The sequence below is a fragment of the Xenorhabdus mauleonii genome (assembly GCF_900113945.1).
Lineage (GTDB): Bacteria > Pseudomonadota > Gammaproteobacteria > Enterobacterales > Enterobacteriaceae > Xenorhabdus > Xenorhabdus mauleonii.
The window spans coordinates 1-26,912 of sequence record NZ_FORG01000025.1 but is presented as its reverse complement, the minus strand read 5'-3'; the positions used below and the strand labels follow the sequence as shown (position 1 = coordinate 26,912).

Here is a 26,912-nt window from a genome sequence, read left to right as displayed (position 1 = left end):
CGATTTGCGCAATGGAAAGCCACGTATTAAACACGATACTCAATAGGTTAATCAAGATTAAAAATGCCAGTTACCCTATTCATTTAACATGATGATATAAAAGTAATAATAACGCTGATTCAAAAACAATTACTGATTAAGGGAACGGTAGATCCCATAATTTTCATCGTCAAAACAAACCAGATTCACTTGTAAGATATTTGGATTGAGGGACAAGCTCGAATGAATGGCAGCCAAAGCGATTTCAGCCGCCAATTTTTTCGGAAAACGGTAAATACCGGTACTGATATTAGGAAAAGAAACCGTCTCAATATCGTATTGTTCAACGATGTTGAAGCAGCTTAAATAAGATTTTTTCAGCAATTCCGGCTCATTGGAAGATCCGCCATTCCACCGTGGCCCGACGGTGTGGATCACATATTGGGCGGGCAGATTCCCAGCCCCGGTGATGACAGCATCACCGACGTCACACCCTCCCTGTTTTGCACGGATTTGCCTGCATTCTTCCAGAATGGATTTCCCACCGGCGCGATGAATGGCGCCATCGACCCCTCCGCCTCCTAACAACGAAGTATTGGCTGCATTGACAATGGCATCCACCTGAACAGTAGTGATATCACCTTGAATAATATTAATTCTATTCTGAGTCATTATGTTTTGCCCCTTTCATTTTTATATGCCTGACAGAGAATTGACTGTATGATATTTAATCATCCTCAATTTTCAGGTCAACATCGTTTCAGGATCAATATCAATGACAACATCCGACCTTACTCGAAGTTCAATATCCACCCCACTCCTCACACTATTAAATTCCATCCAAGCAAAACAAAATGAACTCATAGAATTACTGCACGATTGCGTCGAAAGTGATGCTTCTGTCGGCTTTATTGCACCGCTGGAAAACAACGAAGCAGCACAATACTGGCAAGCTGTCGAAGCAGATATCGCATCCGGCCACCGCCTTCTGCTGATTGCCTTGGTGAGTGGAAAAATAGCAGGTTCAGTGCAACTTTCCCTTTGTAAGAAAAAGAATGGGCTGCACCGCGCCGAAGTGGAAAAAATGATGGTTCACACCCGCTACCGCCAGCGAGGAATAGGCAAGATATTGATGAAAGAGTTAGAACGGTTGGCAAAGCAGCATCAACGCAGCTTGTTGGTATTGGATACTCGCACTAACGATCCGGCTTCAACGTTATATAAAAAATGTGGTTTTATTGAAGCAGGACGTATTCCGAATTTCGCCATTAACTCCGACGGAACACTCGCAGGAACAACTTATTTTTATAAGCTGATCTAAGATTTTTGGTTGGTGGCAGAGCGAAAAAAAGAAAAAAAACAAAAGAAAAAGCCCCGAGTCAAAAACTCAGGGCTTATATATTCTGGCGGTGCGGACGGGACTCGAACCCGCGACCCCCGGCGTGACAGGCCGGTATTCTAACCAACTGAACTACCGCACCGCATGGCGTTCTGGTTAAGAACGGGGTGGATAATACGGCCTTCATTACAAGACGTCAATCGCTTTTTATAAGAAAACCACACGCTTGAACAGTTTTTCACCTTTATGGTGAATTTTTCCTATCTTTGCTGCTATTTTGCACCAACAGCTATTATTCTCTCAATAATCCCGCTTTCTTCCGGTAAACCTGCTTGATGGTTAATTGGCCTGCTCAGGTTCCAGACGCCAGAGACAACTTCCTCCCTTTTTTTCCACCAGATCTAAACGGGACTCATGTTGGATTAATTCTTCATCAGAAGCATAAACAACTTTCAGCCCAGATTGGGGCCGAGCAACTTTCTGGATTTCTGAAACCAAAGAATTAGTTGAAGCCTCCCCTTCCATTGAAAATGCCAATGAAGTCTGGCCGCCTGTCATCGCCAAATAGACGTCGGACAAAATCTCGGCATCGAGCAATGCGCCGTGGAGAGTACGTTTTGAGTTATCTATATGATAACGGTCACACAATGCGTCGAGGTTATTGCGCTTACCCGGGAAAAGCTTTCTTGCCAACAGCAAGCTGTCTGTAATGGTACAAAAATCAGCCGTTGGCGGAATATCTCTATTTAACTTACTGAATTCATAATCCATGAAGCCGATATCAAACGCTGCGTTATGGATGATCAATTCAGCGCCACGAATAAACTCAATGAATTCATCCGCGATATCAGCAAATTTCGGCTTATCCTGCAAAAACTCATCACTGATCCCATGAACTTCAAACGCTTCCGGATCAACCAAACGGTCTGGTTTAATATAAATATGATAATTGCGCCCCGTCAGTCGACGGTTGATGACCTCTACGGCACCAATTTCAATAATGTTGTGTCCTTCATAGTGAACACCTAACTTATTCATACCGGTTGTTTCGGTATCGAGGACGATTTGACGGGTAATTGCAGTGCTCATAGTGTTTTTTTGTGTCAGACTTAGATTTTTGATTAAAGATGATATAGGAAGAGTCTACCAAAAATGAACAAACAGGTAGAAATTTTCACCGATGGTTCTTGCCTCGGCAATCCCGGCCCCGGCGGATACGGTATTTTACTCCGTTACCAGCAACACGAAAAAAAGCTGAGCGGTGGCTATTTCCGTACGACCAACAACCGCATGGAATTAATGGCTGCCATTGTCGGGCTGGAAACACTCAAGCGCCCTTGCACTGTGATTCTGACAACTGACAGCCAATATGTACGCCAAGGCATTACCCAGTGGATCCACAACTGGAAGAAACGCGGGTGGAAAAAAGCGGACAAATCCCCTGTCATCAATGTTGATCTCTGGCAGAGACTTGATAAGGCCATCTCACAGCATGACATTGACTGGCGCTGGGTAAGGGGGCATACCGGGCATCGGGAAAACGAAATATGCGATGAACTGGCCCGTACAGCCGCCGGCAACCCAACCCACGCCGATGAAGGCTATATCGAAAGTGAAAATTAATCACTGAATAACTTTCGTTGTTTATTATCTTTCGTTGCTTAATATTCTTCATTACTGGTTATGCCAAGCCAGAAAGAGATTAGCGCCGATGAAAATTTTTCACTGCGCCCAACGCTCGATTGAACTTCGGCCTCAACAAGGTTGCCCGCATAGGATTTAATGTCAAAGGTATTGTCCGCTTGCGGGCAATAATCACATTCAAGCAACCAAACATTGAGGTTGCCGGTTTAGAATCGCCATTTCCGTTGCTTCCACTTTGCCACGGTAACGTGTGAAAATTAGTATGGTAAAGCACTTCATAATTCAGAAGTCTGAGCCAATCCAATTGGCGAAACATGGAAAACATTTGAGCTTTGCAGGGTAGCTGGCGGTAGACAGGCGATATCACTTTTCTTAAACCCAATAAACTCATTGGATTAAAGCCGCTGATAATCAACCAGCCATCATCAATCAAAACTCTGTCTACCTCTCTCAATAACCAATGGGGATCAATGCTGTAAGTCAGCATATGCGACAGCAGGCAGGCATCAACAGATTTAGTGGCAAAAGGCAGGTAATGGGGATCGGTTATCACGTTCATATTTTCCCCTTGTAAACCGATGTTGACCTGATGTCTGATTAAGCAAGAGCGGCTATCAATTTCTGTACTTAAATGACCGATTTTCAATAAGTGCAAACCAAAAACTTTTGGCCACCACGGTTCCAATTGACGTTCCAAAGCGGCGCGGTAATATTCTCCCCACGGCAACTCAGCCCAAGACACCGGTGCTATTATTTGCTTGACTGAATGTTCTGCTCGCATGTCATCTTCCTTTCAACCTACGGTAAATTGATCACGAAAATGAAATCACTGACGAAAATAAAATCGGCTACCCAAATGAGGCATATAATGAATCTTATCAGGATCCCTGTACTTTCGGATAACTACATTTGGTTACTTTGTGATGAAAGCAAGCATTGTGTTATTGTCGATCCCGCTGAATCTCAACCTGTGCTTGATATTCTAGCAGCAAATCAGATTACCCCTGCGGCAATCCTGCTGACGCACCATCATCACGATCATGTGGGTGGCGTTGCCGGATTGCTCAATCAACATCCTGACTTACCAATCTATGGCCCTGAAGAGACCCGAACCAAGGGCGCAACTCATATTGTCCATGAAAATGACATTGTGAATGTGGAAAATTTCTCTTTTAAAGTCATAGAATTACCGGGTCACACACTGGGTCACATTGCATTCTATCAGGCACCTTACCTGTTTTGTGGTGACACATTATTCTCTGGCGGCTGTGGAAGATTATTTGAAGGTACGGCCGAACAGATGTTTTCTTCTCTCGAAAAAATTGCATCACTGCCCGATGACACATTGATCTGCTGTGCACACGAATATACTGCGGCGAATATGACTTTTGCAAAATCAATATTGCCCAATAATCAAACTATTCACGATTATTATCAAAAAATCATTGAGATGCGGGAAAACCAACAGGCAACCGTCCCTACTACTTTACAAAAAGAGAAAAAAATCAATGTCTTCTTAAATTGTCACGATATTGATTTACAAAAAAATATCGGTATCAAACCTAATTCAATACCACTTTCTTCTGTTTTTCAGCAATTAAGAGCTTATAAAGATCAATTTTGATTTTTCTGGGTTGTCTTCTGCGTGATAGGTCAGTATGATTGCTCACCTTTTAGACAAACATCAAAAGAGAACATGAAGACAAAAGCGATTTTGCTCGCTTCTGTTTTGCTTGCCGGATGCCAATCGAGTCTGCAAACAAAGACTCCGGCCTCGCAGCAAACACAGAAGATGTCTTCAACGAATCAGAAAACAGGCGGTATTGCAGGGCAAGGAAACTCTGCAAGCTGGCAGGAGACTCCGACAATCCAACAAGATTTATGGGGACATATTCGTGATGAGTTGAAGATGGACATTCCTGACAATAGCAGGGTTCTTAAGCAACAAAACTACTACCTGAAACACAAGAGCTATCTCCAAAATGTAACTTTACGGGCGGAACCGTATATCTATTGGATAGTTGAGCAGCTTGATAAACGCCATATGCCAATGGAATTGGTACTGCTGCCCATAGTGGAGAGTGCTTTTAATCCCCATGCCACCTCTTATGCCAAAGCAGCTGGTTTATGGCAGATTATCCCGAGCACGGGTCAGCATTATGGTCTGACGCAGGATAAGTGGTACGATGCCCGCCGTGATGTTGCTGCATCCACGACGGCTGCATTAGATATGCTTGAGCGTTTGAACAAACGATTCAATGGGGATTGGTTATTGACCATCGCCGCCTACAATAGCGGTGAAGGCCGTGTGATACGCGCAATCCGGGATAATGAGGCAAAGGGTAAGCCAACAGATTTCTGGTCATTGTCGTTGCCGCGGGAAACCATGAACTATGTGCCCAAGGTATTGGCATTGACTAATATTATCCGCAACAACGAAAAATTTAATTTTACCCTGCCAAAACCCAACGACCAAAAAGCACTGGCCAAAGTTGAAATCGGGCAGCCAATTATGTTGTCGCAAGCGGCTGAGTTATCGGGTTTATCGTTAACATCAATCAGGGCATATAACCCCGGTTATAAACAAGGCATGACTTCTCCTCATGGCCCGCATTACATCATGCTGCCAAAGAAGAATGTGCATCAGCTCAAGGCTTCACTGGCTGATGAGGGCGTATTGAAAGACATCCGTCTGTCTGTGGTAAATAATACCCGTAAATTACAGCAAAGAAGTCAGTACACCGTTCGTTCTGGGGATACATTGTCAGCCATTGCTAAACGCTTCAATACCACGCACAGAGAGTTGCAGCGGCTGAATGGCCTGAAAACGGCTGATCGCCTCAAGATTGGGCAAGTATTGAAAGTCGATACCAGTGGCCCTGTCACCTACCGGGTACGCAAAGGTGATTCCTTTACCAGCATCGCCAAACATCACGGCGTAAATCTCAAGGATTTAATAAGTTGGAATAAAAAGATCAACGTTAAAGGGATGAAACCAGGCATGGCCCTGACGCTTTATCTTAACTAACTACCTCAACTAAATACCTTAAGATTATTTGATACTTGCAAGCTCTCTATCCTATTGGGTAGAGAGCTTTTTTATTAAAATGAAATAGTCTCATTATGCATATAGTGACCATGGTTATATATTCCATTAAAAATATAAAGATCAGGAACTAACAAATGAAATGGGAAAAAGTATTTTTTCTGTTATTCAATGGCATAGAAGATAACATCTATTTCGCTGCGAATGAGGCCAGAAAACGGTATAGAGTGCCGCCAGCAAGATGTTACGCTTATCGGGGTGTAGAGCATTTCTGGCCTTTGCATAGCACACCACCTCCCTTTAGGAACTGTGATCTTGATTCAAAACTTCTTATTTTGCCCATGGCACCAGAGCCAATCCACGAGCGAACGAGGCTTCAGGCTGTTATATTGGCATAGATGCCGATGATTACCTTACTGGCAAAGGTTTAGCTGAAATGTTACACCGTTATGGGCTTAAAGAAGTCGGCTTAATTTCTTTAAAATCATGTCACAGCGCTAATCCGGAATTTGTAACCGATTTTCTCAATGCGTTAACTGAAAAAAAGGTCAAAGTGGGTTGGATTTTGGGATATAAAGGTACAATCAACACTACACCTCGCGGAAAACACGTATATATATCAAGAATTGATTCTATTGCTCACAGGTGGTTTAAGATTAAACTCCCAGATAGATATAGAGTACGTATTTTTGAAGGAAACACTCGAGTCATTAATCCCAATAGCCCAAGGTACAATCATTTTACCGGTATAAATTTAGCAGATTTTGATGATGATTAATTTTTAATATTCTCTATTGATGAGGTAAATTGTTCGCTAAAGAGCCATTTGTTTATTAGTTTTTCAGAGCTATTTTTCAAAATGACTTCTTACAGCAGGTGTTCAAAACAATAAAAGGAATATAATTTGTCATCATTAAAGTCAGATAACCATTCTGCATTACTAAATACAACTAGGCTACCCCGTATATTCACCGAAATACAAGAATACCTCTTACAGTCTTCCGGCCTACATTTAGACACCTCACCCTATTGTGAAGCAGAAAGCCGTGATTATAGCGCCATGCGATTTACATTAAATGGCAAATCGATAGTTTTTCGTCAGGCAAAAACCACACCCAATAAACTGGGGCAATTTGTTACGTTGTGGAAAAGGCCGACACCAGATTCAGAGATAATGCCTTTTGATCAAAGTGATAATATCGACTTCTGTTTGATCGCAACTTTTACAGAACATCAGAAAGGTATTTTTCTCTTTGATTCACGCATTTTGATGCAAAAAGGTATTTTTTCAACGCCGCCTAAAGAAGGAAAAAGAGCCATGCGTGTTTATCCGGCTTGGGTCTCCCCTGCTTCAAAACAAGCCATCCAAACACAAAAATGGCAATCTCTCTGTTTTATCAATCTCGATAACCCAGAAACAGCCACCCACCAATTTAAGAAAATGCTATTGATTCCTTGAAATAAACACTAAGGGCAATACATTAATTTACACCCAAAACATAAATAACATATTTAGAATAGTAGAGTTATTATCAATTGATGGAATAAAATATCTGACGTTATATTGACAGGCTTCATTTAATAAAAAGTGTTAAATATCTCCATCAAACACTTTATCAGGAATAACAAGGCTACACTTCATGTATAAAAATGGATATTTCGTCACAGCAGAAATTAAAGCAAAAGAGAAAGCAGATCTTGATGTTATTGTAAAAGAGCTTAAAAAACTGCAACAGAAAACATTGTTAGAGCCAGGGTGTGAAATTTTCTTCATCCAACAATCCAGAGAAAATCCCCGCTCATTTATTATGTGGGAAAAATTTATTGATAATGATTCACTCAAGCAACACTTTGAATATGAGCATACGAAATATTACATGTCGTTAGAATTAACCGATATCGTACAGGTTTTCACCACCGATACAATTTGATCGTATCGAAATTCATTCCCAATAAGTTTCAGATTTCAGGGCAAACAGCAATACTGCAATCTGAACAAGAAACGTATAAATCGTTAAGGAGTTAATTTTGGTTACTCGAATAAATTATGACAATTTACCTCAAATCAAAGGCCCTTACGTACATGCGACCAAACATCATGACCTGTTATATGTTTCAGGATTAACCGCCCTGGGTACAAATGCACAGCATCATGATGTTGAATCACAAACCAGTGCCATCCTTCAGCAAATTGATTTAATACTCGAACAAGAGAAACGGAATAAGTCCGATCTGGTTAAATTCACTATTTTTGTTAAAGATATCAGCCAACTTCCCCTTGTTCGCCCATTATTATTTGATTTTTATGGCAGTAATCTGCCGGCCTGCTCTCTGGTTGAAGTTTCAAATTTGATCCATCCCGATTTACAAATAGAAATTGAATTAATCATCGCCCTGCATAACCCATAAAATGGCCTGATGGGGAGCACTATTCATCTTCATCATCCAGCGGATAAGGCAGCATTTGAATAGCCAATGAATACCCCTCGTCATTAAGCAGGCGGAATACATTTTCTACATTCATGTCATTGCTCATGACGATCTGTATCCAAATCGTATCATCTGACATTCTCACCGCAGAAAGCACAATCCCGGTTCGGCGCCAGCTCCCCCCCAATTGCCATTCCAGTTCATCTCCGACAGAAGGGAGATGGCTGGCACTTCCGGCTAACCAATACATTGCCCGTTTGTTCACACCGCGATATTTAGTCCGCGCTACTGTCGCCAGCCCCATATACATCCCTTTTTCAAAGCTGATGCTTCCCTCAATCGCTTGAAGATTGGCCGCTTGTGGTGTAAACCGGGCACTGGTTTGAGTTTCAATCACGGGCAAACCAGCTTCCATCTCCAGCGCCAGCCACTGCTGGCTATCATTGAGAGGCGCTTCGAGTTTTTCCACCAGCTCTGTTGCCATCTCTGTATTTGTGACTAATAAAAACCGTTCTGTCGGCAATGGGAAATAGAGTAATGTCGTGGAACCCTCCTGCGTGACAGGATTATCCGTATCAGGGAGCATTGGGAAAAATGTTGCCAATGCATCACGCGCCCCTTTGCCGGCAACGCCCAATAGCAGGCTTTTTTTGTCTTCTGCCAACTCAACCTTGGAAAATACAGCATATTTCTTTAATTCATTGAGCTGCATTTCAAGCAGGCTGCGACGCAAAATATAAGCAAACCCTCCATTACGGTGAAACAGCCGTAAATTACTCAACATTTTCCCTTTAGCATCGCAGTGAGCAGCCAGCACATGTTGGTTATTACCAAGCAAATTGATATCTGCGGTTACCTGCCCCTGTAAATATTTTTTACTGTCAGCACCGATTGCAGTCACTATTCCCCAGTCATCCAAAGTCATTAACGTTAGCGGAAGCAAAGCAGAAGGAAGAGGTGGGGAGGGCAATAATGTTGCGAGCAGTTTTTGGTAATCCATGATATTCCCTCTATTGATAAATAAACTCAAAATTAATGCGTGGTGATTTATACAAGCGAAGAAAAAAGTTCCTATATATTAACCATATAGGAACTGTCATTTTTTACTTCAAATAACGCTCAATTGATTTGTTCATTACTCTGTCAGCCTCGATAAGATCTTGTTTTCGGGCTGTCACGGCAGAATGGTTTCTCGCCAGCAAGGTATATATGGTTGGCAAGACAAATAAAGTAAAGCATGTTCCGATCAACATACCGGAGACAATCACCAAGCCAATGCCAAAGCGGCTATTTGCACCTGCACCACTGGCAAACAATAGCGGTATCAATCCGATAACCATCGCTGATGTAGTCATCAATATCGGACGCAAACGAATTTTCGCTGCTTCTAATATTGCTGCTCGTTTACTTATTTTTTCCATCACCTGCAATTCATTGGCAAATTCCACCATCAAGATCCCATGCTTACTGATAAGACCAATCAGAGTAACTAAACCAATTTGGGTATAAATGTTTAATGTGATATGCCCCATTGCCAATGGGAGCAATGCACCACAAATCGAAAGCGGGACGGTAATCAAAATAATCAGGGGATCGACAAGACTTTCATATTGAGCCGCCAGCACCAAATAAATAATGATCAAGGCTGATAGGAAAGCAAAAACAAGCGTATTCCCTTCCTTTTTATACTGGCGTGAATCCGACTGCCAATCATAACTGAATCCCGCAGGTAAGCTCTCGGCCACATTTTCAAGGAAAGCTACGGCTTGCCCCAGTGTTACACCCGGCGCAGGAATGGCCTGAAAAATTGCCGCATTTTGCTGATTAAATTGAGTCAACTTATTAGGCTCAACTTTCGTTGAAACAGAAACCACGGTAGACAGTGGGATCATGCTTTGGTTTTCAGCCCTGACAAAGTGCCGCGCCAAAGCCTCCGGTGTTAAACGCTGGCTGCGTATACTTTGTGGAATGACGTCATAGGAACGGCCTTCCATACCAAACCTGTTGATATAGTTTTCCCCCACCAGAAATGTCAGCGATTCCCCGATATCCTGCATGCGGATCCCCAGACTATTCGCCTTGGCGCGATCAATGCGTATTTGTACCACTGGATTGTTATAGTCGAGGTCACTGTCTACAACAGCAAATAATCCGCTTTCACGTGCCTGCTGCTTAATGCCTTCCATCGTCTGGTACAAAACGGAATAATCCTGCGAACTGCGCAACACCATCTGGATAGGAAGCCCGCCGGTAGATCCGGGTAATGGCGGAAGCTGGAACACAAAAATACTGCTTCCTTCAACATCCCCCACCGCAGCTTGTAATTCAGCCTGGATTTCTGACGCAGAACGCTCACGATCTCCCCATGCCGTCAAGTTGATCCCACTAAAACTCGAAGAAGGGCCATCAGTTCCATTAATTATCCACGAGCTTTGCTTTTCAGGAATGGTGCTGAACACGCTATCCAGCTTGTAGCCAAATCGTTCCGCATAATCCAGATTGGCGTGCTGTGGCGATTTCATTACTGCCAGTAAGTTTGCCTGATCTTCTACCGGCGCCAGCTCTTGTTTCGCTTGCTGATAGAGGAAAGGCAAACTGATAAACACCAGCAAAGCAATGCTTCCGGTAACCCATCTATGATGCAGAGATAAATCTAGGGCACGGGAGTAGTAATGTGACAACCCATCAAAGAATGCCTCTGCCTTTCGTGCCACAAACCCCTCGTTTTGCTTTGGTTGCAACAAAAAGGAACTCATCACTGGCGATAAGGTTAAGGCGACAATACCGGATATCACCACCGCCCCAGCCAATGTCAGAGCAAACTCTTTAAACAGCGCCCCTGTCAGGCCAGACATCAAACCAATCGGCGCATAAACAGCCACAAGAGTGATATCCATAACAATGACGGGCACAGCGACTTCCCTTGCCCCGATGAGCGCCGCGGCAACCGGCGATTTCCCTTCTTCAATATGACGGTGTACGTTTTCCACAACAACAATGGCATCATCAACAACCAGACCAATCGCCAATACCATCGCCAGCAACGTTAACAAATTAATGCTGAACCCAAATGCCAGCATCAATCCCGATGCGCCAAGTATCGATAAGGGAATGGCAACAATGGGAATCAATACACTGCGAAACGATCCTAAACACAGATAAATCACCACAATAACAATGATCAGGGCTTCTATCAGTGTGCTGACCACTTCATCAATGGAGGCTTGAATAAAGTGAGCCGTTTCAAAGGCCAGTTCAGTTTTCACGCCCGGAGGAAGCGTTTTTTGAATGTCCGGCAACTGGTTTTTGATACCATCGACAATCACCAGCGGGTTACCGGTTGGCGTTGAAAAAACACCTAAATGAACCGCAACCTTACCATCCATCAAACCGCTGGTTTCGGTTGATGCGGCACCCAACTCGACTGTTCCTACATCTTTCAGGCGAACCAATCCATTGCCGTCATTACGAATAACCAGATCACGAAACTCTTCTACGTTAGTAAGATCGGTATTGACATGTATATTTGAAACAACAAACTCACCTTTAACTTTTCCCGGTGCCGCCTGATAGTTATTTTGCCTGACGGCAGCGGCAACATCAGCCGCAGTCAAGCCACGTCCTGCCAAGCGATCAGCGTCCAGCCAAAGACGCATCGATAATTGTTGTCCGCCAAATACCTGTACTTTTGATACTCCCTCTATTGAGGAAAACATCGGCTCAACCACTCTCGATAAATAATCCGTGACTGATGAGATAGGCAAGGTATCACTGGAGAATCCCACATATGCGACCGCCGTCGATTCTCCGGACGACAACTCAATCACGGGGTCATAGGCTTCTTTCGGCAACTTGTAGCGGACTTGATTCACCTTCGTCATTACCTGCGTCAATGCCTGAGTTGAATCACGGTTCAGCTCCATACGAATGGTCACACTACTTCTGCCCTGTACCGATGAAGAGAACAGATAATCAATACCTTCAACAGAAGAAACGGCCTGTGAAATAGGCTGTGTGACAAATCCTTGGATTAAATCTGAAGATGCCCCCGGATATTGTGTTGTAACAGTAATTGTTGAGCTTTCCAGCTGCGGATATTGGCGAATGGGTAATTTACTAAAAGCAAACGCCCCCAATAATACAATTAATGCACTGACAACTAATGCAAGTACCGGACGACGGACAAAAAGATCAGTAAAGGTCATTATTTTGCCTCCACGGTGGAGGCCTTGGTTACTTTCAACGTATCATCCGCGATCGCCTCCACAGGTGTTCCGTCATTCAATTTCAATTGACCAGAAGTAACAACCAAATCTCCCTGACTTACACCTGTCTTAATTTCGACCATCCCCTGCCAACGCTGGCCGACTTCAACGGAAACACGCTTGGCAATCATGGACTTGCTGTCAGGTACAGCTTGTGCCACGAACACAGTATCGCCGTAAGCGGTATAGGTCACAGCAGTTTCTGGGATCGTTAATACTGGCGCATTATCTGCGCGCTTCACCTGAATATTGGCGAACATCCCCGCTTTTAGCTGATTATCACTATTATTTAACAGCGCCTGAACCGATACCATGCGCGATTTGCCAACTAAGGGATCGATGGCACTTATCTTCGCGGTAAAAATTTGTTTTGGATAAGCATCCACCGAGACATTGACGTCTTGGCCAATATGCAATTCAGGGCTTTCCTGTTCATCCAAGGAAAAATTGAGCTTGAGATGCTTGGCGTCAACCAAACTGACGATGGGATCGCCCGCTCGCAGATATTGCCCGTCATGGATCTGACGAATGCCTATGGTGCCGGAGAATGGCGCCCGAATTGTTTTCTGGGCAATTTGCGCTTGTACCTGACGGATAGAGGCTTGTGCCATATCTCGTTCTGCCTGAACATTATCGAGCTGTGCTGCGGAAATAACTTTACTGGCAAATAGTTTATTGGTGCGGTGATATAGCCTGTCCGCATTTTTCCACTGCGCCTGTAAACGATTCAATTCGGCCTGTTCAACCGCATCATTTAGTTGCACCAATAATTGACCCGCTTCAACATGCTGCCCAGATTCAAATGCAATTCTCTTTATTATCCCACCCGTTTCTGATGCAACATGAACCTGTTTTGCTGCCTCAAGTTCTCCCACTCCATGCAAAATTCTTGGAATATGCGCTTCTTCTACATCTGCCAATGCAACTTTAACTGGCGGATATGCTGAATGTTCCGGCTTATCCGGCGTTGAACCATTCACGTTATAAATTGAGAGTCCGATAACAGCCACCAATAAGGCAGTTCCCAAGCCAATAAGAATTTTTTTTCTCATAATTCACTTCTACCTTTTTTACTGTGGAATATTTAATTATTTTTTGCTTTTTTTCTGAAATGGCTGACCATTGCGGCAGCCAGCAGACCTCCAATAACAGCGATATGTTCAAGCGCAAAATAGAGGGCGGATTTGAATTCTTCTCCTGAAAATAACCAGAAGGTATGTATAACAACGACGGTCAAAATAAGAAAAACAGAAAGTATTCCGGCACCGAGCCAAACAAGCCGGTCGAATAAGATCAATAAAGACCCAGTAAGTAAAACAATCACAGTGGCGATATTAAAGAACCAATCCGGGTGCAATCCGGACTCACGCATTTCTGCCAAACCACCGTCAAAATCAATGAGTTTTGCAAGCCCAGAACCAATAAACATCACCAGAAGAAGCAGGCGGACAATCAACCACAACCACTTACTCTCTAATGCATTTTCGATAAAACGTTGCATCATCTATTTTCCTGATAAGTAAATAAAAAAATAACCCTGCTTTTTCTTCACTATCAAACAGCCGGATAAATTTTTTTTAATTGACAGACGTAACAGTGATGCACTATAAAACCTCAAGTTAACTTGAGGTCAATAGACATGGCAAAAGATAAAGGCATTGATTTAAATAGGGCTTTAACTATTGGTGAAGTCTCAAAACGCAGCGGAATTGCGGTTTCAGCCATTCATTTTTATGAATCTAAAGGGCTTATTACGAGTGCTCGCAGCCACGGTAATCAACGCCGTTTTCCTTCCGTCGTCCTGCGCTATCTTGCCATTATCAAAGTTGCCCAAAGTGCTGGGATCCCACTTAAAGAAATTCAGGAAGTTTTATGCCAATTCCCGCCCAACAGTAACCTAACGGCGGAACAGTGGCAGGTAATCTCTTCTCAATGGCGGGATACGTTGAATAATCGTATCAATATGCTGACCAAACTGCGTAATCATTTGAATAGTTGCATCGGTTGTGGTTGCCTATCGCTTACTGATTGCCCTTTACGCAATCCAAACGATATTTTGGGAGAAAAAGGAACGGGGGCAATTATTTTAAAAGGCGTTTAAAACGTCAGATATATCTTATATTAGGATTCGATCCTCATTAGTTTCACCTTACTCTATGAGAATCATGATATTTTTCATATCTTATACCTGTTGGATAATTTTGTTCGCTGCATTTTTAAATCCAATGGTTCAAGAAAAAAACAAATCAATAGGTATAGAACACAAAAAATTAACCCTACATTATGAAGGTATTTCATGAAAAAGATTACTATTGTAGCCGCATTACTCTCAGGAGCCGTATTTAATCCCGCTCTGGCAGCAGAAAAAACCGTTGAACTTCAGAGCTTCACCGCCATTAATGCACAGAAAGGAATTAATCTCACCATCAAATGTGCTGAAAAAACTTCATTAAAAGTTAAAGGAACACAATCTGCGATAGATAAACTCAATATCAATTACGATGACAATAAACTTAACTTATTGAATGAATACGACAACATACTTTCTAAAGCTGTTGATATTACCTTGTATACTAATAACCCGCTGAATAATCTGTCCACTATGGCTGGCGTAAAAATGAAAGTGGATACTTGTGCCGTTGACAGCGAAAATTTGGCAGTTTCCGGTATGATGGGAAGTTCAATAAATATTGCAGGCAAGACAAAACATCTGGATCTTAATTTAGAAGCAGGAGCTGATTTTAATCAAACATCAACACAATTCAGTGCTGATACCGCTAACATCAAGTTAAGTATGGGAGCACAAGCCGCTCTTTGCCATATCCCTCAAATCACTGGCAATTTAACAGCAGGAACTAGCATTGAAGTCAGCAAAAATGCAAATGTTAAGATAACAAATAATTTTGCCAGCGAAATTTCTAGAGACAACTGCCCCTAAACCGGCCTTGCACTTAATTTAAAAATAATTCATCCCATATAAGATGATTGAATAGTTCATCTATGGGATGAATTATAAATCATCCTATATAAATGCCATCAATGTTTTTTAGTCATCAGTTTTTAAAATATAAAGTTGCTATTTTTTATATAATTATTAACCATCAAGGCATCATATTAATATCCAAAGAACATTTTCAAAGTTAGATAAAAACATAAAGAAAACATTTACCCGCATCTTAAATAAAGACAGTTGCATTATTTATCTCTAATCTATCAGGAGTAATTAATGAAAAAATTTTTGAAAGCCTCTCATATTGCCTTGGCACTCGCATTAACTGCCTCAACTTCAATAATACCCACCGCTTTTTCCAAATCCTCAGACCAACAAAAAATTAATCAAGCGCCTGGGTATTATCACCAGATGGTCGGAAATATTATGGTCACAGCGCTTTATGATGGCTATATCAATCTCCCCTCTTCATTATTACAAGGGATCACGAAAAAAGATATTCAAACACTATTTTCACGCATGTTTATCGTTGAAGGAAAAGAGGGGGTCCAAACAGCGATAAATGCCTATCTTGCCCATACAAAAGAGGGTTTGATATTAGTTGATGCAGGTAGTGCCAAATGTTTTGGGCCGACTATGGGCAATATCGTCAGTAATATCCATGCCGCAGGCTACACACCTGAAGACGTAAAAGCCGTATTGCTGACACATTTGCACCCAGACCATGTTTGCGGTCTAAAATCAGATGATGGAACAGCCGCATTTCCTAATGCAACTGTCTATACGGCTGAAGAAGAAGAAAATTACTGGCTCAACCCTGCGAACCGTGGCGCTATCTCTGAAAAAAACCTCCCTTCCTTAAAAATGGTACAAGAAGCTCTCGCTCCCTATATTGCCAAGCATGCATTCCGTACTTTCAAGAAAGGAGAGAATATCGTCACGGGTATCAAAGCTATGCCTACTTTTGGCCACACTCCGGGACATACATCATTCAAAATACATTCTGACGGCAGCAACATGTTAATTTTGGGTGATATTGTCCACTCTCATGCCGTGCAATTTATACGTCCGGAAGTTTCTATCGATTTTGATATCGATAATGCTAAAGCGATCGAAGCACGCAAAAACGTTTTCAAAATAGCGTCACAGGATAAATGGTTAATTGGTGCCGCCCATTTACCTTTCCCAGGAATCGGGCATGTTCGTAAAGAACAAAAAGGGTATGCTTGGGTGCCTGTGGAATATTCACCTTTAATTAAAACAAAAAATTAATATGATCTAATTCACGGAAAAAACATCTAAAAAACCATCCCGTTTTTATGAATATAAAATATCTTGAATTATTTATAAAAATCGGGATAGCTGTCTAGCTTCTTTAATTCAGTCATCAGGGCGTTCGTTCATATCGACACAGTACTCACCCACTGATAACATCATACATGGAAATATTATTTTTTCCTTTGAGCATGATACTCAATCTGACTTTGGATAAATGTATACAATTGCTGAATTTCTTCTTCTGATGGCAAAACTCTATTTGGAATAACAATGTATTCATTATTATGAGATTGTATAAAAATAAACTCATTCTTTCGAGATGTTTTTTTTATAAACGTCCAAAAAATTTTTGAACTCCCATCTTTGTGTGCATTTTCAATATAAAATCGATTTAATTTTAAATTATTTAAACGATTTTGATCGTCACGCTCCTTGTTATCATTTTTTTTCATGACGAATTTTTCTAGCTCATCCACACTGATTAATATCAAGAATGAAGCACCTAATAAAATGAAAACGATGTATCCCATGTTCTTCATCCGAATGAGAATATCACTGCCTTCGTCTATTTTCACAGTAAGATCGAAGATAATCAAAAGTGCAAAAAAACAGGCAAAACCAAATCCAATCAAACATAGCTTCCTAAACCAACTAAAAACACCATATGGTTTAATAACCTCATTTTTACTATATTCTTTTATTACCTTATGAGCTTTAGCTATTTCTAAAACTGAAAGAGAATAACTTAGTTTATAACGATTTTTCATAAAAACTCACTTACTGGAAAATGGATATCAAAACTACTATACCATGATATTTCATCTATTAATCAAAGAAATAAGACGTAAACCAAAGCCTTCCATTAAAATAAAAACTATAGAAATAATCAACTATGATATTATTTTTACTTGCCGCCTGATATAAATATGGTGATTACATACATCTCTCAGAGAAAAAAGGAGCATTCCTTATACCTTGCTATGATAAAAATAATTTAAGTTTATACTGTAAGTAATTTTACATATATTCAGGAGTTAAATTATGAAAAAATTTTACTTTATCCTCACCATCTTAGGTGCATTAGTCCCTTGGTATTATTTCTTGTGTTTTTGGGTCGAAAATGGGTTCGACATCATCTTATTTGTTAATCAATTAAATTCAAATGACATCACGCGTTTCTTTGTCGCTGACGTCATTATTTCCGCCCTGGTTTTAATTCCCTTTGTTGTTCATGAAAGCAAGCGCCTGAAAATACCAAATGGTATTTTCACATTATTAGGCTTGTGCATTGGGGTGTCATTTGCGTTGCCACTATTCCTTTATATGAGAGAGAGACATATAGACAATAATACTAATTCTGCTAACTTCAATACGAAATGACATCAATTTTAAGCGGCATTAATAGGTTATGCCGCTTAAATTAACATATTGAATATGCCAGTTTAGCAAAAAAATCAAACCATAGCTGCATTATACGAATTTAAATATCGTAATTATTGATAATTTCTATTTTTTTAGCATCGTTTTTATACTTATCCTTCAGTTTATTCTGTAAATCTTTTGCTTTAGTGCAATATTCGTCAATACCATTCATTATTTCATTCATGCGCTCATCAGTTAAGCCACTATCCATTTCACCTGCAAAATGCTCACAATTTTCAGCATTGTCTATATATTCTTGCAAATCTTTTGGAATATCACTTACTGATGCCAGTGAAGCACTACTAAATAAGAAAGATATAATGCACGACGCTGCTAGTTTTTTTATGTTATTTGCCATCTTTAAACCAATGCTCCCTACCCTTTAGTATCATAATTAACTTTATCACTATGTGAATGTCACCTGATTAACATACTTTTTTGTTCATTCCACTGCTTGGCAACGACTTCAATGATATAGGCTTTCTTTGTTCAATTTTAAACTGATAAATTGTTTATCCAATTTATCGATACGTCAATCGCTCACCAAGCACAAAGATCACAATTTGACATTCATTAACATTCCAGAACACAGATAATTCTCTGCATAAACAGACTCAGCGCAATTTTAATAACCAGTGCCTTATAGCCCAGTTCAATTCGCGGTTTGTGATCATTCATAACAACCACACCTAGAAGTATCGCCTGCAACCTTTAGAGTTGCGCTCATTGTAAAATTTACTTTCATTTTAATTAATAGATGGAATTTATATATTGGCGAAAAAATATAATTTATTGTTACGTTTCTTTCAATCAAATAGAAAAGATATAAAATAAAAAATCTGTTTTCCAAAGACAGTTTTTTGTGATCGAATTCATAAAGTAAAAATGATCATAACTTTGTCGAAGTCATCACCTGTTTTTTTATTTTTACCTCATAACGTTATGAAAAAAACACCATTTATGGATAATCATTATTTGGTTTTATACACTAATAAAACACAGCATATTAGAATATTGTTTCTCAACGGCAATTATTTTAAATTTTTATACTACCATTATTAGATGTCATTTTTTATTTCACTTAATTTAATTTTGTCTTTACTCTTTCGTTATCTATTATTACCCCATTTTATTCAATACGAATCAGCCGATATATTCGGATAAAAAAGCCCCTGCAAATTATTACAAAACAACGTGCTTCTTTCCTAATTGACAAATTTGTCAGAGGCAAAGTGAATTAAATTTAAATCTTGTGCCTGTATGTTATGGCCTGCGTTGTTATCAGGCTGAATGGCCTATTTCATCACGAACCATCATCTCAGGGAGACAGAATATATGTCCGTGAAAAAGCCCCTCACCCATTTGAAGAAAGGAAAAGCGCTGTTGGAACAAGGACAGCAAACGATGCAGACGGTAAAACAAGCCAAAGACCTATTGGCGGGTGCTGCCGGTCTCGGTGCCGGTAGCGTGATCAGCGGTATGGGCGGTGGCTTTGTCGGTGAGCAGGGGCAAAAAGCCGGGCTGGCGACCCAAGTCGCTGCGGGCGATTCCATGGCCGGCAAGATGTTGCAGCAAATCGGCCAGACATTGGGACTCGGTGGCGGTGCTGATCCCAGCGGCCTGTTGTTCACCCTGACGGCAGGTACATTACCGGCACAGACCTTCGTCGTCACTGACTTCAGCCTGAACGAACATTTCTCATCCCCCTTTGTCCTGGAAGTCGGGTTGGCAAGCGCCGATGCCGCCATTGACTTCCCGCTGGTACTTGACCGCACCGCTACACTGACCATTCTGCAAAACGGTATCGAACAGCGCAGTGTCACCGGCATCGTTACCCGCTTTGAGCAAGGCAATACCGGCCTGCACCAAACCACTTACCGGATGCGCATTCGCCCGGACTTGTGGCGTACCACGCTGAGGCGGAACTCCCGCATTTTCCAGCAACTCAACATTGCCGCCATCATCACCGAAATTCTCAAGGAGCACAGTATCCGCGATGTGGTGTTCAATCTGCGCCACCCACATCCGGAGCGAGAATTCTGCGTGCAATATCAGGAAAGCGATTTCGATTTCCTGCAACGTCTGGCGGCGGAGGAAGGCATTTTCTACTTCTTTGAATGCAGTAACGGGCGTAACACGCTGGTCTTTGCCGATGACTGCGGCGCAGTGCCGCCGGGTATCCACCTGCCCTATCAGCCGGATGAGAGTAATACACTGGGGGAGCCAACTGTCACCAGCCTGACCAGCAGTGCACAAGTGCGCCCCGCGCAGGTGCAACTGAAGGATTACACCTTCAAAAACCCCGCCTGGCCGGCGGAATTTCAACAGCAGATGCGGGATGAGAACCTGCAACAACTGTATTACGAACACTACGACTATCCCGGCCGTTTCAAGGACGAGGCGCATGGCAAGGATTTTACCCGCTACCGACTGGAAGCCCTGCGCAACGATGCGATGACCGGACAAGGCAGCGGCCATGCGATAGCCCTGCAACCGGGCAAACTGTTTATCCTGACTAACCACCCGCGGGCAGACCTGAATCAATCATGGCAGACCGTGAGTGCAAGTCACAGTGGCAGCCAGCCGCAGGCACTGGAAACCGCCGCCTCAGGCTCCGGTACCACCCTGCACAGCCATTTCAGCTTTATCCGTCAGAACCAGAATTGGCGACCGACCCCGCTGCACAAGCCGGTGATTGACGGCCCGCAAATTGCCAAAGTCGTCGGCCCGGCAGGGGAGGAAATTTTCTGTGACCAGTACGGCCGCGTACGCCTGCAATTCCCGTGGGACCGCTACGGTAAATCCGACGACCACAGCTCCTGCTGGATACGGGTGACGCAACCGTGGGCCGGGCAGGGCTGGGGCATGCTCGCCATCCCGCGTATCGGCCAGGAAGTGGTGGTGGATTTCCTGCACGGCGACCCGGATCAGCCGATCATCACCGGCCGCACCTACCATGCCAGCAACATTCCCCCGGGTACCCTGCCGGGCAGCAAAACCCAAATGGCTTTTCGTTCCAAAACCCACAAAGGGGAAGGGTATAACGAGCTGCTGTTTGAGGATGCCAAGGGGAGTGAGCAGTTATCCCTGCATGCGCAGAAAGACATGAACACCAAGGTGCTCAATAACCGGGATACCAAGGTGCTGGCCAATCACACCGAAACCGTGGACAAAGACCAGACCATGAAAATCAAGGGGCATCAGGTAGCCACGGTGAATCTCACCCGCACCGATACCGTCGGCCTCGCCTACGCCCTGACCGTCGGTGGTGCCATGAACACCGCCGTGGTACTCAACCAAAGCGAACAGGTGGGCGCCCACAAATCCGTGACCGTCAAGAATACCCTGTCCATCACGGCCGGGGATGTGATTGAACTGAAATGCGGCGCCAGCACCCTGCGCATGGACAGCAGTGGCAAAATCACCATCAAAGGCACGGAATTCAAGTTCGAGGCCAGTGGCCCGGTGCAAATCACCGGCAAAGACATTGACCTGAACTGAGGAGCGACGTTGATGGAATTTCGTAACCTGACCCCGTTTGCGGTGATGAACTATTCGATGCTCGATGTGGAGGATGTCGAGCACCATGTCGCCGTCATGAAAATCGGTTATCAATTGCTGCCGGACAGTACCGGCCATTGCATCGCGGAATTACTGCCGGCACCGCCCCTGTGTTTGCAGGATGAATTCCGTGGGCAGATGAATGCTTCGCAGGTCTTGCAGGAGAGTGACCTTGCCCCGTTTAAACCGCGCTGTGACGTGATTGTCAACGGCACGGCTTATGCGCCGGATAACCACCCAGCGGCTGAATTTCCGATACGGCTACAGGTCAGGAACAAGCAGGGCCAGCCCCTGCTCGACAAAACCCTGACGGTGACCGGCGAACGGGAATTTATCCGTGCTGCCAACGGAGAGTGGCAACTGACCGCCCCGAAACCCTTTACCTCCCTGCCGCTGGATTACTGCTATGCCTTTGGCGGGGAATGCAAAATTCCGGCAGGCGACACCGCGAGTGAGCACCTCAAGGAACATGACCGCCTGACAGCAGAACAGCGCCAGCAACACCCGGACGGGGAAAATGCGCCGCTGGCGCACGCCGTCTGTGAAACCAATCCGCTGGGATTGGGGTTTATCACCCCGTGGTATGCCAACGCCAAGCAACTCAATCGTTACCCAGCGCCGCGTATCACCCGGCCGGATGCGGCGTTCACCGCCCAACATTTTACCGCACAACTGGCGGGCACACTGCCTGCCGATACCCCCGCCTGCCAACCGCAGGGACTGGGCTTTATCGGCCGTCCGTGGCTGCCCCGCCGCCAGTTCGCCGGCACGTACGATGCCGACTGGCTGGAGCATCGCCATCCTTATCTGCCGAAAGACTTCGATTTTCGTTATTGGAACGGTGCCCCGACTGACCAGCAAATTGACTGGCCGGATACCGACATTTCACTGAGCCTGCAGGGCATGACACCCGGCGGCCACCTGCACGTCACCCTGCCGGGGCATCGCCCGTTTATTCTGCTGCGCATGGAAAACGGTGCGCTATTCCCCGTACCAATGCGCCTCGATACGTTGATCCTTGACAGTGAGGCCATGACGCTGCACATCACCGGCCGGTTGAATTTTAAAACCAACCTGCCGGTACGGGTGGCGGAAGCCCGGTTTGAAATCGACCCCGATGCCCCGTTACTCAAGCTCGCGCCCCCTGAACCTGAAAAGGAGACTGTCCATGGCGGATAACTACCTTGCCCGCACCGCAGGCGAATGGCTGATAGTCGGCATGTTGCCGGACGTGTGCAAAACCCCGATGGGGTCGTCAACCCCGCCGATCCCCTATCCGGTTATCGCCAAGCTGGCGGGCAGCGATGCCCCCGTAAAATCCGTGCGTGCCAATGGGCAGCCGGTAGTGGTCTTCGCCCAGAGTTTTGTACCACAGACTATCGGGGATCAACCCGGTGTCGCCAACGGAGTGAAAAGCGGTACCGTGGGCGCAAAGTGCCACCCGAAAGTGCATACCAACACGGTCCGAGCCGGCAACAAATTGGTGCTGCGCCACGGGGATGAATTCTGGATGAACGGGGCATAAAGAGGGATACACATGTCAGACAAAATGATTGTCACACCGGATAGCCCCGCGGTGAAAGCTGAAAACTATTGTAAGGAATTCAATATCCGCACTCAGGCTGAGGCAGAGAAAGCACTCAGCAATGTGGATTCGTTATACCGGCAAAGCTCGCGTTTTTACGGGGATTACGGAAACGACCCAGAATTGGACGTTTACTACAATCAGCTCGATGCCGATTTTGCTGCACAGGAATTTAAGCAAACCGCGCAAAATGCCGTTGAAAAATTCAAAAGCGGTGAGTTTCCCAAGCCAGAATGGGATGAAGAAAAAGAGGAAGAAGACAATCACCCCCAACCCAATGACGCCCTGCCGGTCAAAGCCCGCGATGACAGCCCAAGCGGGACGGGTAACACGCTCGGCAAAATCGTCGGACAGGCGCCACAGGGAGCAAATCCGCCGCATGAGGCGAATGCCGCCGTAATCCCGGAAACCGCGCAAGAAAAGGGCATATGGAATGGGCTTAAAAAGATGGCGGGTGAGCTGGGAGATGCTGCCGTAGACAAAGCCAAACAAACCGGCCAAGACCTGGCAACCCCAGAAGGTTGGGATCAGGTAGAACAGGCTAAAGGGGTTGGTAAAGCCGCCAGTAATGCCGGCGTCGGCATGGCCGAAATGGCGATCAAGGGCGGTATGCTGAACTCCAGCCGTGAGGCGGAGGAATCGGCGCGTGCATTGGATTTTTGGGGGAAAGTCTTTGGCAATAAAGAAGCCGAAAAGCACGCGGAAGTGATAGGCGAAATAGCGGATGCCGGCCGCACAAATGCCAACGCATTCAATCTGGATGAATACAAGATGACGTTGGATACGCCGGGGCAACGTCTGGGGGACCTTGTCTTTGAGATTGGCACATTTTTTAGCCCGAAAAGCGTTGCCAGTGCGATGGGAGCCATGTCTAAGACCAGTACAGTGACGAAAATGGCAGAAGCTGGTGCTATCGGTGCCGTGGCGAAAAAAACCACCAGTGCGACGAAAGCTGCGGAAACCGGTGGTGCCGGTGCCAAAGTCAAAGGCAAATCTACAGACACACCGGAGGCCAAGCCCCAAAAAGAGCCGGTTAAAGATGACGCCACTCCGTCCAACAAAAAAGACGGCAATGACAATGGATTGTCTACCAAAGAAGGTGATCCGGTTGATATGGCGACCGGCGATTTCCTGCAAGTTTGGCCAGTGTTGGCGATACCGGGATTATTGCCACTCAACCTCAACCGAACCTACCGTTCTACCGCAAATTTACACGGCCTGTTCGGCCCCAAATGGGCGGATGACTGGTCACTGCAATTAGTTATCGCACAAGGGGAGGTACACTACACCCATACCGACGGCGTCGTCTATGACTTCGCCACGCCGGATAATAAAGTCTTGTCCCGTAACCGCCACCTTCCCCACTGCCTGCTGACCGGTGAACTGACGGGCGAGCTGTACCTGACTGACCGCCGTAGCCAGTTGACATACCATTTCAGCGAAGCCTCAGGCAGTACACGGAAACTGTCCGCCATCACCGACCGCCGCCAGAACCGGATTGATTTTATCTATGATAAACACGCCCGACTGATTAAGGTCGAACGCCATGACAGCTTGCGGTTGATCCTGCATTATCATCAAAACGGGCAACTCCACACGCTCGATATGCAGGAAATCCGCGATGACCAGACCATAGAGCAACGCCTGCTGACCTGCCAGTACGACTCGCACGGCTATCTGAGTGAGTGTGACGCCTTCCAGCACAACCACCTGTGGCATGAGTACGACCAACAAGGGCGAATGACCCGTTGGCATGACACTGACCAGACCGACCTGACGATAACCTACGACGAACGCGGTCGGGTACTCAGCACCACTTCCCCCAGCGGTTACTGGCATGACCGCTTCCGCTACGATGACCATGCCCGCATCACCACCTATCTGGACGGTGAAGGAGGAGAAACCCGCTATCACTACGATCCGAACGGGCTGGTGATACGGGAAGTGGATCCACTGGGCCGCATTACCCGCCGCCAGTGGCGGGGCAGCCTGCTGATGTGGGAAAGCGACCCTTTAGGGCAGATGACCGCTTTTGAGTACAACCCTGACGGTGCGCTGACCGAAGTAAAACTGCCGACGGGCGATACTTTCGCCTATGACTATGATGAACACGGGCAACTGACCGAAAGCACCCTCCCCACGGGTGAACGCTGGCAATGGCATTATGATGAACAGGGCAACCTGACGGCGCTGACCAATCCATTGGGACACAAAGAAGAATACCAGTACGGTCTCCACGGCGAATTGCGCCAGCGCCTGCTACCGGATGGACGTCAATGGCACTATGCTTATGACGAGCACCAGCGCCTCGCGGCTGTGATGACACCGGATGGCGAAACCACCGGACTGGAACTGGATGCGCTGGGTCGCCTGCGTCGTTTTACTGATGCACTGAAACAGGAAACCCGCTACCAGTACAGCCCTGACCACGCCAGTCTCATTAATGGCAGTCTGAATGAAATCACCCTTGCCGATGGCGTCACCCAAAAACTGGAGTATGACAGCGAGCATCGCATCGCGACGGTCACCGATGGCGAAGGCCGTACGACCCGCTACACTTACGGTGCCTTTGACTTGTTGACCCAAGTCACCCGTCCGGACGGCACCACCCTGCGCTTTGGCTATGACCGGCTCACCCGATTGAATTCGGTCATCGCCTCCACCGGAGAAACTTACCGTTATGAACGGGATGCCGCCGGTCAGATTATCCGCGAAACCGATTTTACCGGACGGACGCTGACCTATCAGTACGATAAACTGGGGCGTCGGACACACACGCTATATCCCGATGGTCAGCAACTTCGCTGGCACTATTCCGCTGCAGGGTTGTTGCTCAAACAGGAAAGCTGGCAACCGGCAGAAAACCAGTTGGTGCTTAAAGACACCACCACGTACGCATACAACCAACGGTATCAATTGGTGAAAGCCACCAATGCTGATGCCATCGTCGAATATGAGTACGACAAAACCACGGGGCTGTCCACCTGTGAGCGTATTAATGGACGGGAAATTATTCGCGAATGGGATACCCTGACCGGGCGTCCGGTCAGCGAAAGTGTGGATGGCAACACCCTGCACTTTGGTTATAACCCAATGGGGGCGCTAAACCATTTTCAGCTCAACCAGCATGCCCCGCTGACCTTTCAGCATGATGTGCTGGGGCGGGAAACAGTACGCGAAAGTGCCAACGGGTTTATCCTTGCCAGCCGCTACACCGCAACCGGATTGCTCGCGCATCAGTCGGCAGGACAGGCCACCCAGTTTTTCAGGGAAACGCTGGCACAAAATGACCCGTATTTCCCGCCACAGGCCACTGCCGTCAACCGCAGCTGGCAATATGACCGGGCGCATAATGTGCGCGTGATTGACGACAGTCGCTGGGGGCAAACCCGTTACCGTTACAATGCCAACGA

The 26,912-nt window shown here is 45.1% G+C and carries 25 protein-coding genes and 1 tRNA gene; 16 read left to right on the top strand and 10 right to left on the bottom strand.

All coding sequences use genetic code 11. The features are described 5' to 3' along the window. Positions 1-129: 129 nt before the first annotated feature. Positions 130-651 (bottom strand): O-acetyl-ADP-ribose deacetylase, encoded by a 522-nt coding sequence (locus BM100_RS18080; protein ID WP_092513506.1) that lies wholly within the window; start codon positions 649-651, stop codon positions 130-132. 103 nt (positions 652-754) lie between these two features. Between BM100_RS18080 and BM100_RS18075 the strand changes: the two genes are divergently transcribed. Next, positions 755-1,300: a GNAT family N-acetyltransferase gene (locus BM100_RS18075; RefSeq protein ID WP_092513504.1), complete on the top strand. Its 546-nt coding sequence runs from the start codon at positions 755-757 to the stop codon at positions 1,298-1,300. An 83-nt stretch (positions 1,301-1,383) separates the two neighbouring features. On the opposite strand, the gene BM100_RS18070 is transcribed toward BM100_RS18075, so the two are convergent. Both BM100_RS18070 and dnaQ read right to left on the bottom strand, forming a co-directional pair. Continuing rightward, positions 1,384-1,460, bottom strand: a tRNA-Asp gene (locus tag BM100_RS18070). Positions 1,461-1,657: 197 nt separating this feature from the next. Then, the gene (gene dnaQ, locus BM100_RS18065) at positions 1,658-2,407 is read right to left on the bottom strand and encodes a DNA polymerase III subunit epsilon (protein ID WP_092513502.1); all 750 of its coding nucleotides are present in this window, start codon (positions 2,405-2,407) and stop codon (positions 1,658-1,660) included. A 63-nt stretch (positions 2,408-2,470) separates the two neighbouring features. On the opposite strand from dnaQ, the gene rnhA reads away from it, so the two are divergent. Next, on the top strand, positions 2,471-2,941 hold the full coding sequence (gene rnhA / locus BM100_RS18060; protein WP_092513500.1) for a ribonuclease HI: 471 nt from the start codon (positions 2,471-2,473) through the stop codon (positions 2,939-2,941). Positions 2,942-3,020: 79 nt separating this feature from the next. On the opposite strand, the gene BM100_RS18055 is transcribed toward rnhA, so the two are convergent. After that, on the bottom strand, positions 3,021-3,743 hold the full coding sequence (locus tag BM100_RS18055) for a methyltransferase domain-containing protein (protein WP_092513498.1): 723 nt from the start codon (positions 3,741-3,743) through the stop codon (positions 3,021-3,023). Between the two features lie 87 nt (positions 3,744-3,830). On the opposite strand from BM100_RS18055, the gene gloB reads away from it, so the two are divergent. The 6 genes from gloB (at position 3,831) to BM100_RS18020 (ending at position 8,417) form a co-directional block, all read left to right on the top strand. Further along, positions 3,831-4,586, top strand: a complete 756-nt coding sequence (gene gloB / locus BM100_RS18050) for a hydroxyacylglutathione hydrolase (protein WP_092513496.1) — start codon at positions 3,831-3,833, stop codon at positions 4,584-4,586. Positions 4,587-4,658: 72 nt separating this feature from the next. Next, positions 4,659-5,990, top strand: coding sequence for a murein transglycosylase D (gene mltD, locus BM100_RS18045; protein WP_092513494.1), 1,332 nt, complete (start codon positions 4,659-4,661; stop codon positions 5,988-5,990). Positions 5,991-6,444: 454 nt separating this feature from the next. Further along, positions 6,445-6,786: a hypothetical protein gene (locus BM100_RS18035; RefSeq protein ID WP_092513490.1), complete on the top strand. Its 342-nt coding sequence runs from the start codon at positions 6,445-6,447 to the stop codon at positions 6,784-6,786. Between the two features lie 126 nt (positions 6,787-6,912). Beyond that, complete coding sequence (locus BM100_RS18030) at positions 6,913-7,467, top strand: MepB family protein (protein WP_211284517.1); 555 nt, start codon at positions 6,913-6,915, stop codon at positions 7,465-7,467. 181 nt (positions 7,468-7,648) lie between these two features. After that, complete coding sequence (locus tag BM100_RS18025; protein WP_092513488.1) at positions 7,649-7,939, top strand: putative quinol monooxygenase; 291 nt, start codon at positions 7,649-7,651, stop codon at positions 7,937-7,939. A gap of 97 nt (positions 7,940-8,036) precedes the next feature. Next, the gene (locus BM100_RS18020; RefSeq protein ID WP_092513486.1) at positions 8,037-8,417 is read left to right on the top strand and encodes a RidA family protein; all 381 of its coding nucleotides are present in this window, start codon (positions 8,037-8,039) and stop codon (positions 8,415-8,417) included. A 19-nt stretch (positions 8,418-8,436) separates the two neighbouring features. Here BM100_RS18020 and ygfZ read toward each other — a convergent pair whose 3' ends face one another. The 4 genes from ygfZ to BM100_RS18000 form a co-directional block, all read right to left on the bottom strand. Further along, complete coding sequence (gene ygfZ / locus BM100_RS18015) at positions 8,437-9,438, bottom strand: tRNA-modifying protein YgfZ (RefSeq protein WP_092513484.1); 1,002 nt, start codon at positions 9,436-9,438, stop codon at positions 8,437-8,439. A 103-nt stretch (positions 9,439-9,541) separates the two neighbouring features. Next, a complete protein-coding gene (locus tag BM100_RS18010; RefSeq protein WP_092513482.1) occupies positions 9,542-12,643 on the bottom strand; it encodes a MexW/MexI family multidrug efflux RND transporter permease subunit in 3,102 nt (1,033 codons plus the stop codon). Then, complete coding sequence (locus tag BM100_RS18005) at positions 12,643-13,755, bottom strand: efflux RND transporter periplasmic adaptor subunit (RefSeq protein ID WP_092513480.1); 1,113 nt, start codon at positions 13,753-13,755, stop codon at positions 12,643-12,645. Before BM100_RS18005 ends, BM100_RS18010 begins: the two co-directional genes overlap by 1 nt. Before the next feature lie 32 nt (positions 13,756-13,787). Beyond that, on the bottom strand, positions 13,788-14,207 hold the full coding sequence (locus tag BM100_RS18000; protein WP_420855343.1) for a DoxX family protein: 420 nt from the start codon (positions 14,205-14,207) through the stop codon (positions 13,788-13,790). 135 nt (positions 14,208-14,342) lie between these two features. On the opposite strand from BM100_RS18000, the gene soxR reads away from it, so the two are divergent. The 3 genes from soxR (at position 14,343) to BM100_RS17985 (ending at position 16,925) form a co-directional block, all read left to right on the top strand. After that, a complete protein-coding gene (soxR, locus tag BM100_RS17995; RefSeq protein ID WP_092513478.1) occupies positions 14,343-14,804 on the top strand; it encodes a redox-sensitive transcriptional activator SoxR in 462 nt (153 codons plus the stop codon). A 195-nt stretch (positions 14,805-14,999) separates the two neighbouring features. Continuing rightward, a complete protein-coding gene (locus BM100_RS17990; RefSeq protein ID WP_092513476.1) occupies positions 15,000-15,641 on the top strand; it encodes a GIN domain-containing protein in 642 nt (213 codons plus the stop codon). Between the two features lie 288 nt (positions 15,642-15,929). Continuing rightward, complete coding sequence (locus tag BM100_RS17985; protein ID WP_092513474.1) at positions 15,930-16,925, top strand: MBL fold metallo-hydrolase; 996 nt, start codon at positions 15,930-15,932, stop codon at positions 16,923-16,925. 176 nt (positions 16,926-17,101) lie between these two features. Here the strand turns inward: BM100_RS17985 and BM100_RS23665 are convergent, their stop codons facing one another. Then, a complete protein-coding gene (locus BM100_RS23665; protein WP_244590723.1) occupies positions 17,102-17,698 on the bottom strand; it encodes a YcxB family protein in 597 nt (198 codons plus the stop codon). Positions 17,699-17,972: 274 nt separating this feature from the next. Here BM100_RS23665 and BM100_RS17975 point away from each other — a divergent pair, with 274 nt between their 5' ends. Further along, positions 17,973-18,311, top strand: a complete 339-nt coding sequence (locus tag BM100_RS17975) for a DUF2834 domain-containing protein (protein WP_092513472.1) — start codon at positions 17,973-17,975, stop codon at positions 18,309-18,311. Positions 18,312-18,411: 100 nt separating this feature from the next. Here the strand turns inward: BM100_RS17975 and BM100_RS17970 are convergent, their stop codons facing one another. Then, the gene (locus BM100_RS17970) at positions 18,412-18,711 is read right to left on the bottom strand and encodes a hypothetical protein (protein ID WP_092513470.1); all 300 of its coding nucleotides are present in this window, start codon (positions 18,709-18,711) and stop codon (positions 18,412-18,414) included. A 1,193-nt stretch (positions 18,712-19,904) separates the two neighbouring features. Here BM100_RS17970 and BM100_RS17965 point away from each other — a divergent pair. The 4 genes from BM100_RS17965 to BM100_RS17950 all read left to right on the top strand — a co-directional run. Continuing rightward, positions 19,905-21,854 (top strand): type VI secretion system Vgr family protein, encoded by a 1,950-nt coding sequence (locus BM100_RS17965; RefSeq protein WP_175494978.1) that lies wholly within the window; start codon positions 19,905-19,907, stop codon positions 21,852-21,854. A 12-nt stretch (positions 21,855-21,866) separates the two neighbouring features. Then, on the top strand, positions 21,867-23,093 hold the full coding sequence (locus BM100_RS17960) for a DUF2169 family type VI secretion system accessory protein (RefSeq protein WP_092513466.1): 1,227 nt from the start codon (positions 21,867-21,869) through the stop codon (positions 23,091-23,093). Then, a complete protein-coding gene (locus BM100_RS17955; RefSeq protein ID WP_092513464.1) occupies positions 23,083-23,439 on the top strand; it encodes a DUF4150 domain-containing protein in 357 nt (118 codons plus the stop codon). Before BM100_RS17960 ends, BM100_RS17955 begins: the two co-directional genes overlap by 11 nt. A gap of 12 nt (positions 23,440-23,451) precedes the next feature. Beyond that, positions 23,452-26,912, top strand: a 3,461-nt coding sequence (locus tag BM100_RS17950; protein WP_244896542.1) for a DUF6531 domain-containing protein, incomplete at its 3' end; no start/stop codon positions are given.

Bases quoted from the DNA above. Each gene is read 5' to 3' on its own strand.
- BM100_RS17970 (WP_092513470.1), bottom strand. From the start codon at position 18,711: ATGGCAAATAACATAAAAAAACTAGCAGCGTCGTGCATTATATCTTTC.
- ygfZ (WP_092513484.1), bottom strand. From the start codon at position 9,438: ATGGATTACCAAAAACTGCTCGCAACATTATTGCCCTCCCCACCTCTT.
- BM100_RS17985 (WP_092513474.1), top strand. From the start codon at position 15,930: ATGAAAAAATTTTTGAAAGCCTCTCATATTGCCTTGGCACTCGCATTA.
- gloB (WP_092513496.1), top strand. From the start codon at position 3,831: ATGAATCTTATCAGGATCCCTGTACTTTCGGATAACTACATTTGGTTA.
- dnaQ (WP_092513502.1), bottom strand. From the start codon at position 2,407: ATGAGCACTGCAATTACCCGTCAAATCGTCCTCGATACCGAAACAACC.
- BM100_RS17955 (WP_092513464.1), top strand. From the start codon at position 23,083: ATGGCGGATAACTACCTTGCCCGCACCGCAGGCGAATGGCTGATAGTC.
- BM100_RS18035 (WP_092513490.1), top strand. From the start codon at position 6,445: ATGTTACACCGTTATGGGCTTAAAGAAGTCGGCTTAATTTCTTTAAAA.
- soxR (WP_092513478.1), top strand. From the start codon at position 14,343: ATGGCAAAAGATAAAGGCATTGATTTAAATAGGGCTTTAACTATTGGT.
- mltD (WP_092513494.1), top strand. From the start codon at position 4,659: ATGAAGACAAAAGCGATTTTGCTCGCTTCTGTTTTGCTTGCCGGATGC.
- BM100_RS17990 (WP_092513476.1), top strand. From the start codon at position 15,000: ATGAAAAAGATTACTATTGTAGCCGCATTACTCTCAGGAGCCGTATTT.
- BM100_RS18055 (WP_092513498.1), bottom strand. From the start codon at position 3,743: ATGCGAGCAGAACATTCAGTCAAGCAAATAATAGCACCGGTGTCTTGG.
- rnhA (WP_092513500.1), top strand. From the start codon at position 2,471: ATGAACAAACAGGTAGAAATTTTCACCGATGGTTCTTGCCTCGGCAAT.
- BM100_RS17965 (WP_175494978.1), top strand. From the start codon at position 19,905: ATGGCCGGCAAGATGTTGCAGCAAATCGGCCAGACATTGGGACTCGGT.
- BM100_RS23665 (WP_244590723.1), bottom strand. From the start codon at position 17,698: ATGAAAAATCGTTATAAACTAAGTTATTCTCTTTCAGTTTTAGAAATA.
- BM100_RS18000 (WP_420855343.1), bottom strand. From the start codon at position 14,207: ATGATGCAACGTTTTATCGAAAATGCATTAGAGAGTAAGTGGTTGTGG.
- BM100_RS17960 (WP_092513466.1), top strand. From the start codon at position 21,867: ATGGAATTTCGTAACCTGACCCCGTTTGCGGTGATGAACTATTCGATG.
- BM100_RS18080 (WP_092513506.1), bottom strand. From the start codon at position 651: ATGACTCAGAATAGAATTAATATTATTCAAGGTGATATCACTACTGTT.
- BM100_RS18025 (WP_092513488.1), top strand. From the start codon at position 7,649: ATGTATAAAAATGGATATTTCGTCACAGCAGAAATTAAAGCAAAAGAG.
- BM100_RS17975 (WP_092513472.1), top strand. From the start codon at position 17,973: ATGAAAAAATTTTACTTTATCCTCACCATCTTAGGTGCATTAGTCCCT.
- BM100_RS18010 (WP_092513482.1), bottom strand. From the start codon at position 12,643: ATGACCTTTACTGATCTTTTTGTCCGTCGTCCGGTACTTGCATTAGTT.
- BM100_RS18005 (WP_092513480.1), bottom strand. From the start codon at position 13,755: ATGAGAAAAAAAATTCTTATTGGCTTGGGAACTGCCTTATTGGTGGCT.
- BM100_RS18075 (WP_092513504.1), top strand. From the start codon at position 755: ATGACAACATCCGACCTTACTCGAAGTTCAATATCCACCCCACTCCTC.